This is a genomic window from Dyadobacter beijingensis DSM 21582, assembly GCF_000382205.1.
GTDB classification, from domain to species: domain Bacteria; phylum Bacteroidota; class Bacteroidia; order Cytophagales; family Spirosomataceae; genus Dyadobacter; species Dyadobacter beijingensis.
The window spans coordinates 407147-420970 of sequence record NZ_KB907788.1 but is presented as its reverse complement, the minus strand read 5'-3'; the positions used below and the strand labels follow the sequence as shown (position 1 = coordinate 420970).

The 13824-nt window shown below is 52.5% G+C and carries 15 protein-coding genes; 9 read left to right on the top strand and 6 right to left on the bottom strand.

What is annotated here, in order from left to right; translation table 11 throughout:
* The first annotated feature begins 41 nt into the window (after positions 1-41).
* Both H144_RS0115345 and H144_RS0115340 read left to right on the top strand, forming a co-directional pair.
* A complete protein-coding gene (locus tag H144_RS0115345; protein WP_019942968.1) occupies positions 42-2447 on the top strand; it encodes a TonB-dependent receptor in 2406 nt (801 codons plus the stop codon).
* A gap of 120 nt (positions 2448-2567) precedes the next feature.
* Positions 2568-2999 (top strand): SRPBCC family protein, encoded by a 432-nt coding sequence (locus H144_RS0115340; protein ID WP_019942967.1) that lies wholly within the window; start codon positions 2568-2570, stop codon positions 2997-2999.
* Here the strand turns inward: H144_RS0115340 and H144_RS0115335 are convergent.
* From H144_RS0115335 to H144_RS0115320, 4 genes are all read right to left on the bottom strand, one after another.
* The gene (locus H144_RS0115335) at positions 2993-3772 is read right to left on the bottom strand and encodes a phage tail-like protein (protein WP_019942966.1); all 780 of its coding nucleotides are present in this window, start codon (positions 3770-3772) and stop codon (positions 2993-2995) included. The genes H144_RS0115340 and H144_RS0115335 overlap by 7 nt on opposite strands.
* A gap of 64 nt (positions 3773-3836) precedes the next feature.
* Entirely contained in the window at positions 3837-4829 is a 993-nt protein-coding gene (locus tag H144_RS0115330; protein ID WP_019942965.1) for a T9SS type A sorting domain-containing protein, read from the bottom strand.
* Between the two features lie 298 nt (positions 4830-5127).
* Positions 5128-5421, bottom strand: a complete 294-nt coding sequence (locus tag H144_RS0115325) for a putative quinol monooxygenase (RefSeq protein ID WP_019942964.1) — start codon at positions 5419-5421, stop codon at positions 5128-5130.
* Positions 5422-5432: 11 nt separating this feature from the next.
* A complete protein-coding gene (locus H144_RS0115320; protein WP_026350718.1) occupies positions 5433-6056 on the bottom strand; it encodes an NAD(P)H-dependent oxidoreductase in 624 nt (207 codons plus the stop codon).
* A gap of 99 nt (positions 6057-6155) precedes the next feature.
* On the opposite strand from H144_RS0115320, the gene H144_RS0115315 reads away from it, so the two are divergent.
* Complete coding sequence (locus H144_RS0115315; RefSeq protein WP_019942962.1) at positions 6156-7076, top strand: LysR family transcriptional regulator; 921 nt, start codon at positions 6156-6158, stop codon at positions 7074-7076.
* 120 nt (positions 7077-7196) lie between these two features.
* Here the strand turns inward: H144_RS0115315 and H144_RS0115310 are convergent, their stop codons facing one another.
* On the bottom strand, positions 7197-7649 hold the full coding sequence (locus H144_RS0115310) for an organic hydroperoxide resistance protein (protein WP_051100131.1): 453 nt from the start codon (positions 7647-7649) through the stop codon (positions 7197-7199).
* A 303-nt stretch (positions 7650-7952) separates the two neighbouring features.
* On the opposite strand from H144_RS0115310, the gene H144_RS0115305 reads away from it, so the two are divergent.
* The 5 genes from H144_RS0115305 to H144_RS0115285 all read left to right on the top strand — a co-directional run bounded on the left by H144_RS0115305 (position 7953) and on the right by H144_RS0115285 (position 12115).
* Positions 7953-8900, top strand: coding sequence for a heme-binding domain-containing protein (locus tag H144_RS0115305; RefSeq protein WP_019942960.1), 948 nt, complete (start codon positions 7953-7955; stop codon positions 8898-8900).
* Positions 8901-8999: 99 nt separating this feature from the next.
* A complete protein-coding gene (locus H144_RS0115300; protein ID WP_019942959.1) occupies positions 9000-9800 on the top strand; it encodes a DUF1223 domain-containing protein in 801 nt (266 codons plus the stop codon).
* 67 nt (positions 9801-9867) lie between these two features.
* The gene (locus H144_RS0115295) at positions 9868-10329 is read left to right on the top strand and encodes a hypothetical protein (protein WP_019942958.1); all 462 of its coding nucleotides are present in this window, start codon (positions 9868-9870) and stop codon (positions 10327-10329) included.
* Between the two features lie 18 nt (positions 10330-10347).
* Positions 10348-11367, top strand: a complete 1020-nt coding sequence (locus H144_RS0115290) for a sensor histidine kinase (protein ID WP_019942957.1) — start codon at positions 10348-10350, stop codon at positions 11365-11367.
* Positions 11348-12115 (top strand): LytR/AlgR family response regulator transcription factor, encoded by a 768-nt coding sequence (locus H144_RS0115285; RefSeq protein WP_019942956.1) that lies wholly within the window; start codon positions 11348-11350, stop codon positions 12113-12115. The genes H144_RS0115290 and H144_RS0115285 overlap by 20 nt, the downstream gene beginning before the upstream one ends.
* Positions 12116-12277: 162 nt before the next feature.
* On the opposite strand, the gene H144_RS0115280 is transcribed toward H144_RS0115285, so the two are convergent.
* Positions 12278-12958, bottom strand: coding sequence for a metal-dependent hydrolase (locus H144_RS0115280; protein WP_019942955.1), 681 nt, complete (start codon positions 12956-12958; stop codon positions 12278-12280).
* 261 nt (positions 12959-13219) lie between these two features.
* Between H144_RS0115280 and H144_RS0115275 the strand changes: the two genes are divergently transcribed.
* Positions 13220-13786, top strand: coding sequence for a hypothetical protein (locus H144_RS0115275; RefSeq protein WP_033402720.1), 567 nt, complete (start codon positions 13220-13222; stop codon positions 13784-13786).
* The last annotated feature ends 38 nt before the right edge of the window (positions 13787-13824 follow it).

Here is a 13824-nt window from a genome sequence, read left to right as displayed (position 1 = left end):
GTATCCTAACAAGATTTCGTTACACGATTATTTAGCCATGTATGAAAGCACCCCTACTCACCCTGGCCCTCCTGGCCCTCACCATCCATTGTCTCTTCGCTCAGCACGTACGCATTTCGGGTTATCTGCTGGATTCCGCGGCCAATAAGCCCGTCGAATTCGCGACGGTGGCATTGCTGCAAGACGGAAAAATCACGGAAGGCGTTACCGCCGATGCCAAAGGGCGGTTTGTGTTCAGCAAAGTGGCGCCGGGCGTTTACATTGTCCAGGTTTCGCTGATGGGCTATACTACCAAAACCTTCGGCCCCGTGCACGCCTACAAGGAGGACGTCGAGACGGGCGTGATCAAGCTCGCTCCCGTTGCCCAAACCCTCAAAGAAGTGACCGTTAGCGAGCAGAAGGCATTGTTCGAGGAACGATCGGACAGGATGGTTTACAATGCAGAAAAGGATATCAGCATCAAAGGCGGCGACGCGACGGATGTTTTGAAGAAAATCCCTTCCGTAGCCGTGGACATCGAAGGCAATGTGCAGCTGCGCGGCAGTGCGAATATCAAGGTTTTGATTAACAACAAACCTTCGAATGTGGTCGCCCGCAGCGTTTCCGAAGCCTTAAAGCAGATCCCGGCCGATATTATCAAGCAAGTGGAAGTGATCACGTCGCCCTCCGCGAAGTACGACGCCGAAGGTACCGCGGGGATCATTAATATTATTACCAAAAAGAATAGTCTCAAAGGCACCAACGGCTCGATCAGCCCCAATTTCGGGCAATGGAACAACTGGCCCAACGCCAGCATCAGCCACCGGGTAAAAGGCCTGACACTTTCGGCCAACGGCGGTTACAGCGACTGGAAAAACAAGCGGTATATGGACCAGGTGCGGTCATTTACCTTCGGGGACACGATTACCAACCAGGACCAGTTCCAGGGCGTACGCGGCCGCGGCAAGAATTTCTACGGCACGTTCAATGCCGACTGGGACATCGACTCGCTGAACCGCGTCGGCGCAGGCATCAATTACTACAATGGTGTCAATACCAACTGGTTCGATATCGAATTCCAGGAAAGCACCCTGGGCGTTCCGGGCCAGTATTTCCGCCGGGATATGCGCCGGACTTACGACTGGGAGGGCGCGACGATCAATTTCGACTACACGCGGCTTTTCAAAAAACCCAAAAGGGAGCTCACGCTGCTCACCATGTATTCGTTTGAAGGCGAAGACAGCGACTACGACTCCGACCTGCTGAACCGCGACAATGCCATTTACTACCGGGAGAAAAGTTACAACATCAGCAACAACAAGGAAGGAACGATCCAGCTCGATTTCACCAACCCGCTCGACAGCATTAGTACATTGGAAATGGGTAGCAAAACCATTTTCCGCAAAATCCTTAGCGACTACCGCATTTCCAGCGCCATCGACGGCTCCGACCAGTTCCACGACATGCCCGAGCAGGCCAATATATTCGATTACGCGCAGCAGGTGACCTCTGCCTACCTGGTGTATAACCGGACGCCGAAAAAAGGCTGGGGCCTGAACCTCGGCGCACGGTATGAGCACACATTTATCCAGGCGAACTTCCTGAACGGCACCGCCGCGTTTTCGAACAATTACGGAAATCTCATTCCGAGCGTAAGCCTTTCCAAAAGCCTGAAAAAGAGTCAGCAGCTGCGCATAAGCTACACGCAGCGCATTCAGCGGCCTAATTTCTTTTACCTGAACCCGTACGTGAACCAGGCCGATTCGAAGAACCAATACGGCGGCAACCCGTACCTGAAACCCGAGCTGACCCATTCCGTGGAGGCGAATTACAGCGTATCTATCAAGCAGACGAGCATTAATGCCTCCGTTTTCCTCCGCAAAACCAACAATGCGATCGAAGGCATCAGCAACGTCGACAGCAGCGGCGTATTGAAGCAAATCTTTCAGAATGTGGCCGAAAACTCCGCATATGGCCTCAACCTGAGCGCGAATACCAAGCTCATGAAGCAATGGACGGTGAATGGTTCACTCAATGTATTTTACAATGTCCTCGAAAGCGCCGAGCTCAAAACCCGCAACGCCGACTGGATGTACCGCATCAACCTCAACTCGACGATCGACTTCGGCAAAGGCATTAAGGCACAGCTATTCGGGTTTTACAACTCGCCGCGGGTGAATATCCAGGGCAGCTACGGCGGCTTCGGGTTCTATAATATTGTATTGCAAAAAGAAATACTGAAAAAGAAAGGTACCATCGGGTTCGGCTATGACAACCCTTTCAACCGTACCATCAAATGGCGGAACGATTTCGTAGGCTCCAACTTCGTGCAAACGCAGGACGTAGCGATGTACCGCCGCGGCTGGCGTCTGAACCTGAAATATGAATTCGGGCAGATGTCGGGTAACCAGCGGCAGAAAAAACGCATTAGCAACGACGATAAAAAGTCGGGCGACGGGAATAACTAAGTCGGGCAGCTACCTGAACGCGTCGCCGGGCCTCGAAACCCGGCGATTTTTTATGCGTAAAAACGGAGGCTGGCATACTTTCTTTGGAACCAGATCGTCAAAACCTAACCGTCCGCAACCATGGCTTTCGAACCTTTTGTAATTGAAAGAGTGCTCCATGCATCGCCAGCCCGTGTCTGGCAGGCCCTCACCGACACCGGCCAAATGCAAAAATGGTATTTCGACATCCCCAAATTCAAAGCCGAGCCCGGTTTCGAGTTCGAATTCACGGCCGGGAGCGACGAACGGCAGTACCGGCACCTCTGCAAAGTCACCGAAGCGGAACCCAACCGAAAGCTGAGCTACTCGTGGCGCTACGCCGACTACCCCGGCGACTCGGAAGTGACCTTCGAACTCACCCCGGAAGGCGACAAAACCCGGGTGCGCCTCACGCACAAGGGCCTGCACACCTTCCCGAAAGACCACGCCGATTTCAAACCCGAAAGTTTCCAGGCTGGCTGGACGCATATTTTGGGAAAAAGCCTGGCGGAGTTTGTGGAGCAGCCTTATTGAATGCCGAGGCTTGCCCGGGCATAGCCTCTGATCCCGGCGTTACCATTATTGGATGTTGCTGAAAAGACGATCATCAGGTGGCTAGTGCCGGCCATGAAGAGGTTCAGGTCATTCCGCAGCGCCTGCACCGAAACAGGGTTTCCAACACCCTTCTGCATAATGATCTGTTCTCCCGACCAATAAAAGGTGTAGCCATTTTCGGAACGATAAATGCGGGCATAAATCAGTACGTCGCCGCTCGGCACGTCCTGGTCGAAAGTAAATGACGCAGAGAAATGTTTGATCGTTCCGTTGATAGGCATCATCACGGCGTGATTGAGGTTCTGGGCCTGCGATGAATGAACCTGGATGTAGGGAACGGTAACCGGTACGCCGGAAGTGTTATTACTGAACCCGATGATGCTTCCCAGGTTTTCCAATCCCGAATGCTGCGGCGTTATCGTCACCTGCGTGCCCGAGCTGAACGGGATCACTGTCATCGTATTCGCAGGCGCATCCGGTGCGGTGCTAAGCTTGATCCATTGCGCCCCCTGGCGGAAATAGAAACCCGGCGTATTATCGGTTTGGTAAATGAGAAGTCCGTCGGCCGGAGAAGCAATCAGGTTGCGTTCCGAGAGCTTCATACGGGGTATCAGCAGTCCTTTCGAGGTGGAAGTAATATCGAGTTCGGCACTGGAATTGGGCGTTAGTGTACCCATACCGACCTGCGCAAATGCGATGTTTGTAAATAAAATAGATGAAAATAAAACAAAAGTGAGGAGAAGGTTTTTCATTATCTTTTGATTCAGGTTTATAAATGGGAATAATTAGGTTAATGCTTTCTGTTTGCCTGTCGGGTTATTGCCGGACAACTTTCAGGGAATTGACCAAACCGTCTTTTCGTCTGATATTAATCAAATAAGTACCCGACGGCACTCCATCCATTGCAATCGTCTTGGAATCATTTGCCTTATGATCGATCGGAATCTTGAACAGCCGGTTTCCCCGCAGGTCCGTCACATCAATTTCTTTTACCAGCGACCAGTCCTGCAATGACAATGTAGCCTGATCCGATACCGGGTTGGGAAATACGGTTGCGGCAATTGAGTAGCTCATATCGACGTACCGCGTAGAGCTGTGCGCGAAAGTTTCGTCGTGATCGATCATTTTGAGCCGGTAGTAGTTGCGCCCGAAAAATGGAAACAGGTCTGTAAAATGGTAGTGCGTCGTCACCGAGCTTTCACCTGCTGCGGAAACTTCGCCGATTTTCAGCCAATTCCTGCCTTCTTTCGACGACTGGACTTCGAATATTTTGCTGTTACTTTCCTCGCTCGTCGTCCAATCCAGTTTCACAACACCCTTTTCCTCAACGGCATTAAAACTGATCAGGTTTACCGGAAGCGCCGGCGGGTTAATCAGCGTGACGACCCCCAATGGGCTGGTAAGATGATTGAAAACGTAATTCGTAGCGGTGTTCGAAGTGCTACCGGCATGGACCATGAAAGTACCGCCCGCTGTCGGTGAATAGTAAATCTGCATCCTGACTTTCGAATTACCATTTAGCTCGCTATCCTGATAAAACACGCCGACGACACCATTGAAATTGACCGGCGCGCTGAAATTATACACACGGGTAATGCTATTATACTGTGTGCCGGGGATCGGGGTGGTGGAAACGGTGAGGTTATTATTGGCAATGACTAAATCGGGATTAGAATTGAATGTCAAACCATAAAAATTGACATGGGTACCGCCCTTAATCACAAAATCCCGTGCGCCGATACTGAGTTGCGCGAAAACGGAAGGACAATAAAATAAAAAGCACAGCAGTGCCAGAGAAGGTACCTTCATAGGTGAGCGAGGTTTACGTAACGATTCTAATACTGAAAAGGATAATTCGAACCAGAATTACCTGAGAAAGGAAATTATTTCAATATAAATAGTCGAAACTAATTTGCATCATATGTTTCGCACAAAAAATAACGCTTAACAAAACATTAATACAAATCGCCCTTAATTCCTTTCCGACCGCGCGCACCTAATCATATTTAAAACAAAAACGTGTTTCGCGAAAAGGTGTTGAAACCGTTTCACAAAACACGTTCTATTTTATTGGAAAAATAACCAGGGAATCACCCGATCAATTCGCTTATGCTCTATCAACAGGCTGCGTCAGATAAACTTCCGGCTCGCGTTGCAGCTTGCCGAACGACGCCACGAATGATTGCAGGTAAGGCTGCCGGTTATGGGTGTCGAGGCCCTGGCGGTTTTCCCAGATTTCCTGGAATACAAATACATCCGGATCGCTATCGTCCTGATATAGATCGTATTGCAGACAAGCAGCTTCCTTGCGCGACTCGGTGACCATGTGCAGGAGCGTTTCCCGGACTTCCTCGCGGTGTTCGGTTTTACTTTTAATAACGGCTGTGAGATAAATGGGCATGGGTGTGTAGGTTATGCCGACAGGGCTATTTCGAGATCGGTGAACTGCGCTTCCAAGTGCGCGAGGTACTGGTTTTTGTAGGCGTCGATGCGCTCGGGCGTGGCGTTTTTTTCCAGGTCGTGGAAATGCATGCTTTCCAGCGGCTGCATGCCCAGGAACGCGTTCATCCGGTGAAAACCAAACATAACGCCTTGATCCACCGAATGTTCCAAAAAGAACTCGCCGGGCAATGTAAATGCCGTATCAGGCGCATTCCAGGTGGTCGTGAGCATGTATTTGCGACCTTGCATGGTGCCGCCGGTACCGTAGTTGATCTCCGGCGTTTCGTTTTTGCGACCGTCGCTGCGGTACAGTCCTTTGCGGTGGCCGGCCGTGAAGACTACATCGATATATTCTTTCAATTTATAGGGCATGGAGAACCACCACACCGGCGTATGGTACACGACCACGTCGGCCCATACGAATTTTTTCACTTCCTCGTCCGGATCGTAAGGCAGGTTAATGTCCGTTACTTGCAGCTCGAAGCCGTTTTCTTCCGTAAAATACGATTGGTCCAACCCCGTCAGCGTGTGGTTGAACTTCCCTCCGGAATGCGCGAAATGCTGACCGCCGTTAATGACAAATATCTTTTTCATTGTGTTGTTTTGATTTTGACACGACAAATTTCCGGCGTTGTAATGCATTATCAAAATAACTTAAATAGTACATTTGTATTATAAAAATTATAGATAGCTATGCAACTTAATCTCGAATGGCTCCGTACTTTCAAGGCGATCTACGAAACGGGAACGCTTTCCGCGGCCGCCCAGGAGCTTTTTATATCCCAGCCGGGCGTCAGCCTGCATTTGAATTCTCTCGAAGCGTATACCGGCCACAAGCTGTTCGACCGCTCGCCGCGGAAGATGGTGCCGACCGAAAAAGGAAAGGTCATGTACAACTTCGTGCTCGACCCGCTCCGCAAGCTGGAAGCCGTGGAGCAGCATTTTCACAAAAGCTCCAAAGCCGAGCGGCCGACAATCAGCCTCGGGATGTGCTTTGAAACATTCCAATACACACTGGAAGAGCACATTGCGTCCCTGCCATTTAACCTGATCATCAAATTCGGGGAGTACCCGCAAATGCAGCAGGACCTGGACAACGGCCTGCTAGACCTCATCGTAACGCCCCAGCCGGGCCAGCAGCAGAACCTGCAATACAAGCCGTTTTCAAAGGAACGGATCGTGCTCATCGCCGGCAGCCGGACCGACACCGCGCCGCTGCGCGAACTCTTGCAACAGCCCCGCAAAACCGAAGCCGCCAACTGGCTCAAACAGCACATCTGGTACAGCACCGCGGCCGATATGGAGCATTTGAAAAATTTCTGGCTCAAAAATTTCGACCAGCACCCCGATTTCCGCCCCAACTACATCGTCCCGAACATCTGCTCCATTATCCGCTGCCTGAGCGACAACGAGGGGTTTTCGGTCGTCCCGCATTTCCTGTGCGCTGAGGCCCTCGAAGCCGGGCAAATCGAACTGGTATGGGAAGGCAGCTCGCCGCTGGAAAACACGCTCTATTTCGGCACCCGCAAAAAAACGATCTACCAGAAAGAAATCGACCAGTTGCAGGAGCTGTTTATCAGCAAATGGAAAGCGCCTGAGGCCGTGATGGCGTAAGGGGGCGTCGCCGTCCGTTGACTGCTGACCGCGGACGACCGACCGCTGACCGACGACGACTGACCGCTGACCATCCGGCAGCAATCGGCCGTCAGCGGTCGGCCGTCGGCCGTCAACACCTCAAATGCTCACACTAATCCCCACACTCACATTCCCCCGCGTCGCCTTCGAGTACGGACAGGTTTGGTGCGCTGCTTCGATGATTTCGCGGGCGGTTGCTTCGTCCAGGCCGGGCAGGCTTACGTTCAGGCGGGCTTGCAGGAAGTATTCACCTTTGGTCGTGCCTAAATCTACTTCCGCGTCTACGGCCGTTCCTTCCGGCAACGCGATTCTTTTCTTGGCCGCCGCAATGCCCATTGCGCCGATAAAACATGCGGACCAGCCAGCAGCAAAAAGCTGTTCGGGATTGGTACCGGTGCCATTTGTTCCGGGTGAGGTAAGTTTGATATCCAGATTACCGTCCGAGCTGCGTGAAGCGCCGTCGCGGCCGCCCGACGTATGGGTTTTTCCGGTGTAAAGTACTTTATCGATGGTAGCAGTACCTGCTGCCTGTGTGATTTCGATCGTTTCCATGATTTGAATTGAATTAAATAATACGGTTAAAAAAGATGCTGTTTTGATTGAAAACGCGCGTTCCCGCTGCGATTTCTGGTACAAATAGAATACAATCCGAAAGCGAAAGACACCACAAAACAGTCCGACCAGTCAGATTTCCCTGCGAAATAGACAAATACCGCACCGAGATCGCCAAACGCCGCTCACTTCCTCCCCCCCATCTCCCCTGTCCATTTCACCCCGCAATGTGTCCACTTCGGCGCGAATGTGATTCCCGGCGGCGGCGGCCTGCCCTACTTTTGAGAAAAAAAACAAACCGCTATGAACGCCCTGAAACGCAACCGATACCGCAATGCCGCCGCCGTCGTCGCAGGTATTCTTTTTACCAGCTTCGTGGTTTTGCAGGTGAATAGCCCTACCATCGAAAACCCGTCCGTGACCGCCGAATTTCATGGCCCCGATGAAGTGACCGCGATCCTGAAACGCTCGTGCTACGACTGCCATTCCAATGAAACCAACCTGCGGTGGTACGACAAGATCGCGCCATTCTCCTATAAAGTAGCGGCCGATGTGGAAGAGGCCCGCAAACGCTTCAACTTTTCGGAATGGGACAGCCTCCCCAAAGCCGACCAGGAAGTAAAGCTGTGGTACATCGTGAACATGATCGACGCGGGCCGCATGCCGCTTCCCGCCTACACGGCCATACACCCGTCGGCGAAAGTGACCCCGGCCGAACTCACGATCCTGAAAAACTACGTCACCGACCTCTCACGAAAGCATTATGCCGCCGGCGATACGGCGCGCATCAGGCAAAACCCGCGCGTATCCAATGTACCGACGTCCATCAACGGCATCCGCTATTTCGACGATTATAAAAACTGGAAGGTCATCAGCTCGACCGGCCGCCCCGACAACGGCACGATGCGCATCATCTACGGCAACGACATCGCCGTAAAAGCCCTCGAAAACGACCAGATCCGCCCCTGGCCCGACGGCGCGGTGATCGTGAAAGTAGTCTGGAACAGCCAGGCCCCCGATGCCGACGGCAATGTCAAACCGGGCAATTTCAACAACGTGCAAATGATGGTCCGCGACGCCGGCAAGTTCAGCGCCACCGAAGGCTGGGGGTTCGCCCGTTTCAACGGCCTCGACCTGAAACCCGTCGGTACCACTGCCACCTTCGCTACGGCCTGCATTAACTGTCACCAGCTGGCCGGCGAAACCGGATTTGTGTTCGACATTCCGACCAAGCGCGTGGCTGGCCGCTGACGCCGACGGCCGACCGCTGACTGCCTTAAAGATCACTCATTCCCCGTTCCACGGCGGATCATTCAATCATTCAATCATTCAATTATTCAATTATTCACCATGAAAACCATCATCACCTCGTTTTTCCTCTCACTTGGCCTTTCTGTTTCCGCCACGGCATTTACCTCAAACACTTCATCAACAGACCAAACCACGACCAGCAATGGCTTCGCGGTTGTCGAACTCTTCACTTCGGAAGGCTGTTCGAGCTGCCCGCCGGCGGATAAGCTGCTGGCGAAAATTCAGGAAGAATATGCCGGCAAGCCGGTGTACCTGCTCGCATTCCATGTGGATTACTGGAACCACCAGGGCTGGCGCGATGTATTCAGCGACCGCGATTTCACCAAACGGCAGTACCAGTATGCCAGCTGGCTGAACCTCGAAACCGTATACACGCCGCAGGCTATCGTAAATGGCCGGCATGAGCTCGTCGGTTCGCAGGAGGAAACATTGAAACGGGCATTAGGTATCGAATTGCAGGCCCCGGCTACGGCCACGCTGAGCAGTGAGGCGCAGATCGCCGCCGGTAAGCTGACCCTCTCCTACCAAACCGGGAATGCGGGAAAAGGAACCGCTTTACAGGTTGCATTCGTACAAAAACTGGCGCATACGATGGTCAAACGCGGCGAAAATGCCGGCCGCCTGCTCCCGCATGTGCAGATCGTGCGCAAGATCCAGGCCTTCCCCGCCAATGCCGCCGGCACCGTAACACTTAGCCTCCCCGACACATTCAATCCGAACGAATGGGAAGTGCTGACATTCCTCCAAAATACCCAAACCGGCGCTATAACCGCGGCGGCGCGTGTGGAAGTGTCAGGAACTGACCACCGACCGCTGACCGCCGACGGCCGTCCACAGTAGTAATCAACCTGATCTCAACGAAAACCACCGCCGGCGGTCGACCGTCGGCGGTCCAAAAACTTCCATCATGAAAGCAGCAACCATCATCGCATTCCTCGCAGCCGCGCTCGCATTCGCCGCCTGCCACCAGCCCCGCAGGCTCGCGCCCGCCCCCGAAACGATCTTCGACGACCGAGGCCTGCACATCATCACGTCGTTTCACAATGAACGCACCGGCACGATATCCGTCCTGTACGGCAACGACGAGGCCGTGGCCCATGCCGCCGCGGATAGCGCCGCGCACGCGCCCGGCGAAGTGTACAAGCTCGTTACCTGGGACCTGAAACAGAACCCGCTATGGTTCGGCGGGAGCATCAACGGCGGCCTGCAATCGGTAGAGACCGTTACCGTGAAAACCGGGGGTACCGCGCAGCCGGTGGCAGACTATACCTTGGAGAAAACGGAGCAGAAAGGCGCTGAAAATGCCGCTGGGCGCGATTCGGAGCGGATTAGTTTTATATTTGCCCAACGGGCGTCGGTTTTTCCCTAACACGTTCCATCCATCATTATGGTACAAAAGACATTCAGGGTTTCGGCGGTGATCGTCTGGCTCAGTTCCCTGTCGCTGGGCGTGCTTACCACCGTGCCCAAGATCGCCGAGAAGCATCCCAATGGTTTCGAGGCCATTACCAGCGCGCTGATCACCACGTCGTTCACGCTGTTTGTGTGGTATTTCAATATCTACTCTCTGCCGAAGTTTACCAAAGAACATTCGGCCTCGGGATTTTCCTATCCGCTCCTGTTCCGCAGCATTGCCATCGGGCTCGTGCTGATGTTTCTCATGGTAGGCGCCCAAAAGCTGGCCATTCCCTCGCTGGATTTCGGGCCGGTGGTGCTGATGTTCGAGGTGCGGGGGATCATGATCAACCTCATCTTTTACATGCTCCTGCATTTGCTTTACCAGACCCACCGCAACCAGCAGGTGGTGCTCGAACTGGAACGCAGCAAGGCCGATAACCTCGGCGCGCAATACGAGCTGCTCAAACAGCAGGTGAACCCGCATTTCCTGTTCAACAGCCTCAGTACACTGAAATCGATGGTCGAGCTGGGCGACCGCAACAGCGTGGATTTCATACTGAAACTTTCCGATTTCTACCGTTTTACCCTCGAAAACCGTAAACAGGACCTGATCATGCTCCACGAGGAAACGGAAATCCTCGACGCCTATATGTACCTGCTCAAAGCACGTTTCGAGGAAGGTATCGAGCTGGAATACAGCATTCCGCAGGACGTCGCCCAAACCTGGATACCGCCATTTACCTTACAGTTACTGGTTGAAAACTGCATCAAGCACAATGTCGTCTCGCTCGATTACCCGCTCCATATCCGCGTGTACGCCGAAAACGACCGGCTGGTAGTCGAGAATCCCCTGCGGCTCAAAAAGAACCCCGAGCATTCGACCGAAGTGGGGCTCGACAATATTAAACGCCGGTATTTCCATTTGCTGGAACAAAATATCATCATTGAAAACGACCAGGAGCATTTCAGGGTCAAACTGCCTCTTATTCATGAAAATCGTAATCATTGAAGACGAAATCAAAACGGCGCGGTCGCTGGCGCAGCTCATTACCACATTAAGGCCCGAAGCCGAGATCGTGGCGACGATCCAGAGCGTGGAACGCGCCGTGTACTGGCTCACCGAAATGCCCCAGCCCGACCTGATTTTCATGGATATCCAGCTCTCGGACGGGCTATGCTTCGAGATTTTCGAATCGGTGAAAGTAGTGCCGCCCGTCATTTTCTGCACGGCATACGACCACTATGCCATCGAGGCATTCAAGGCCAACGGCATTGATTATTTGCTCAAACCATTCAAACAGGAGCATATAGAAGGCGCATTGGCAAAGCTCAGCCAGCTGAAAAGTTATTTTTCCAATGAAAAACCCCTCGTGCCCGAGCTGGAAACGCTGTTGAAAAAGCTGAGCAGCCCCGAGCCGAAAAAGAGCTTCCTCGTTTTTAAACAGAACAAATACATTACTATTAAAACCGAGACGATCGCGTTTTTCTACATTCACAATGAAACCACCTGGCTGCGGACGTTCGACCAGCAGGATTACACCATTTCACAGCCGCTGGAAGAAGTGCAGGGCATGGTGCCGGCGTCGCAGTTTTATCGGTTGAACCGCCAGTACCTCGTGAATTTCGACGCGATCAAGGAAGTAGAGCATTACTTTTCGCGCAAGCTGTTCATCAAACTGACGATCCCGACGCCCGAAAAACTGCTGATCGGCAAGGAGAAGGTGAGCCAGTTCCTCGGCTGGCTCGAAAACCGGTGAGTTATAAAGAGTAAAATCCATTGATCAAAAATGAACAATGGATTTTGACTACATAACTCAATAGCAATAACCGCACTTAGCGTACTTGTTATTGTTCTCGAAATATATCGTTAAGAAACGGGCGGTGTAATTAAAAATAAATTAAAATTAGCCCTGTTCGCCTCAGATTTCGATCGTCTCGCCGATTTCGGGCAGGTGTAAAGCCAATCCGGCCGCCGCGAATGCCGCAATGGCTTCCGCTTTGTCCACCTTAATGAACCCGAAAGTATCGTAATGCACGCCGAGCACTTTTGTAACATCCAGTAGCTTAGCAGCTTCTATCGCGTCCTCAATGCCCATCGTGAGCACATCGCCGATCGGTAATGCGGCGAAATCGAGCTTCGCCCATTTAGGTACGAGCGTCATGTCGAGCGTCAATGCCGTATCGCCGCTGTAATAGAAATTGCCGTCTTCGGTCTTGAACGCGAAGCCTTCGGCCACGCCGGCATAGCTACCGTCCTGGAACGAGGCCGAATGCACCGCCGCCGTCCCTTTGGCCGTACCGAAATCGAATGACCATTTGCCGCCGGGGTTTAATGGATGCACGTTTTTCACGCCTTGCGCCCCGAAATAGGTGTACAGCTCCCAGCTGCCCACCACCATGGCGTCGTTGTTGTTGGCAATCTTCACCACGTCGTGCGAGTGGTCGAAATGGCCATGCGAGACGAAGATGTAATCGACTTTGATATCGTCGGGGTTGATCCCGCTGGCCAGTTCGTTGCCGGAAATGAATGGATCGAAAAGGATCGTTTTGCCCCCTGCCACGACCGAGAAGCAGGAGTGACCGTAATAGGTTAATTTCATGTGGATTTCAGTTTTTTTACCCCAATAATACGGTCCGGACCGGCCCGGTCAAAATCATGTAGCTGCAATTTTGCTGCTTGTCACATTTTCTGCTTAATCGTCCATTTCATGCCTTTCGGACACATGGAGCCGAACGCGCTATCAGACAGAGAATTATGTGGAAATATTTTCCCCAAAATGTTGTGCGTTTGTAAAAGTATTTCTACATTTGTGTGATTTTACAAAAAACGCAAAAGTTCACTTATCTAATTTCTTTCATTTATGAAAAGCAGGATTACCCTCGTCTCCTCTATGTTTGTGGTGATGTTGGCGGGCCTTTCGGGCCGTGCCGTGGCGCAGGATACACAAACCGACAACCACCAGATTTCGGTGGTGGTGCCCGTAGTGGCTTTGCTCGATCTTGAAACTTCCGGAACCAAGAACTTTACGGCCAGCTTTACCAAGCCGGCCAACGATGAGGCGGGTGAAAAAATCGTCGCGCCGGCAGCTAACAACTCGCTGTGGCTCAACTACACGTCTATCCAGGCTGGTACTACTACCAAAAAGGTCAACGTGAAGGCCAGCACGCTCGTAGACGGTGTGGACATTCACCTCGTGGCAGGTAGCGCGGCAGGCGGCGCAGGTACAAAAGGAACGCCGACAGCCGGTTTTAACCTCACTACCACCGACCAGACGCTCATCTCCGACATCGGAAGCGCGTACACAGCCTCAGGACCGAATGCCGGCCACCAGCTTACCTACACATTCCTGGCCGACGATGCGAACTACGCCAACCTGCGTTCAGGCTCAACCACGGTGACCGTCACTTACACACTCGCCGACAACTAAGATTCTGATTTTCAGAGACAACAACAAAACCAAGCACG

What these genes read in the sequence shown, in the direction of transcription:
- H144_RS0115320 (WP_026350718.1), bottom strand. Translation starts at nt 6,056, where the DNA reads ATGAAAAAGATATTTGTCATTAACGGCGGTCAGCATTTCGCGCATTCC.
- H144_RS0115295 (WP_019942958.1), top strand. Translation starts at nt 9,868, where the DNA reads ATGAAAGCAGCAACCATCATCGCATTCCTCGCAGCCGCGCTCGCATTC.
- H144_RS0115315 (WP_019942962.1), top strand. Translation starts at nt 6,156, where the DNA reads ATGCAACTTAATCTCGAATGGCTCCGTACTTTCAAGGCGATCTACGAA.
- H144_RS0115290 (WP_019942957.1), top strand. Translation starts at nt 10,348, where the DNA reads ATGGTACAAAAGACATTCAGGGTTTCGGCGGTGATCGTCTGGCTCAGT.
- H144_RS0115325 (WP_019942964.1), bottom strand. Translation starts at nt 5,421, where the DNA reads ATGCCCATTTATCTCACAGCCGTTATTAAAAGTAAAACCGAACACCGC.
- H144_RS0115305 (WP_019942960.1), top strand. Translation starts at nt 7,953, where the DNA reads ATGAACGCCCTGAAACGCAACCGATACCGCAATGCCGCCGCCGTCGTC.
- H144_RS0115285 (WP_019942956.1), top strand. Translation starts at nt 11,348, where the DNA reads ATGAAAATCGTAATCATTGAAGACGAAATCAAAACGGCGCGGTCGCTG.
- H144_RS0115345 (WP_019942968.1), top strand. Translation starts at nt 42, where the DNA reads ATGAAAGCACCCCTACTCACCCTGGCCCTCCTGGCCCTCACCATCCAT.
- H144_RS0115300 (WP_019942959.1), top strand. Translation starts at nt 9,000, where the DNA reads ATGAAAACCATCATCACCTCGTTTTTCCTCTCACTTGGCCTTTCTGTT.
- H144_RS0115340 (WP_019942967.1), top strand. Translation starts at nt 2,568, where the DNA reads ATGGCTTTCGAACCTTTTGTAATTGAAAGAGTGCTCCATGCATCGCCA.
- H144_RS0115310 (WP_051100131.1), bottom strand. Translation starts at nt 7,649, where the DNA reads ATGGAAACGATCGAAATCACACAGGCAGCAGGTACTGCTACCATCGAT.
- H144_RS0115330 (WP_019942965.1), bottom strand. Translation starts at nt 4,829, where the DNA reads ATGAAGGTACCTTCTCTGGCACTGCTGTGCTTTTTATTTTATTGTCCT.
- H144_RS0115275 (WP_033402720.1), top strand. Translation starts at nt 13,220, where the DNA reads ATGAAAAGCAGGATTACCCTCGTCTCCTCTATGTTTGTGGTGATGTTG.
- H144_RS0115335 (WP_019942966.1), bottom strand. Translation starts at nt 3,772, where the DNA reads ATGAAAAACCTTCTCCTCACTTTTGTTTTATTTTCATCTATTTTATTT.
- H144_RS0115280 (WP_019942955.1), bottom strand. Translation starts at nt 12,958, where the DNA reads ATGAAATTAACCTATTACGGTCACTCCTGCTTCTCGGTCGTGGCAGGG.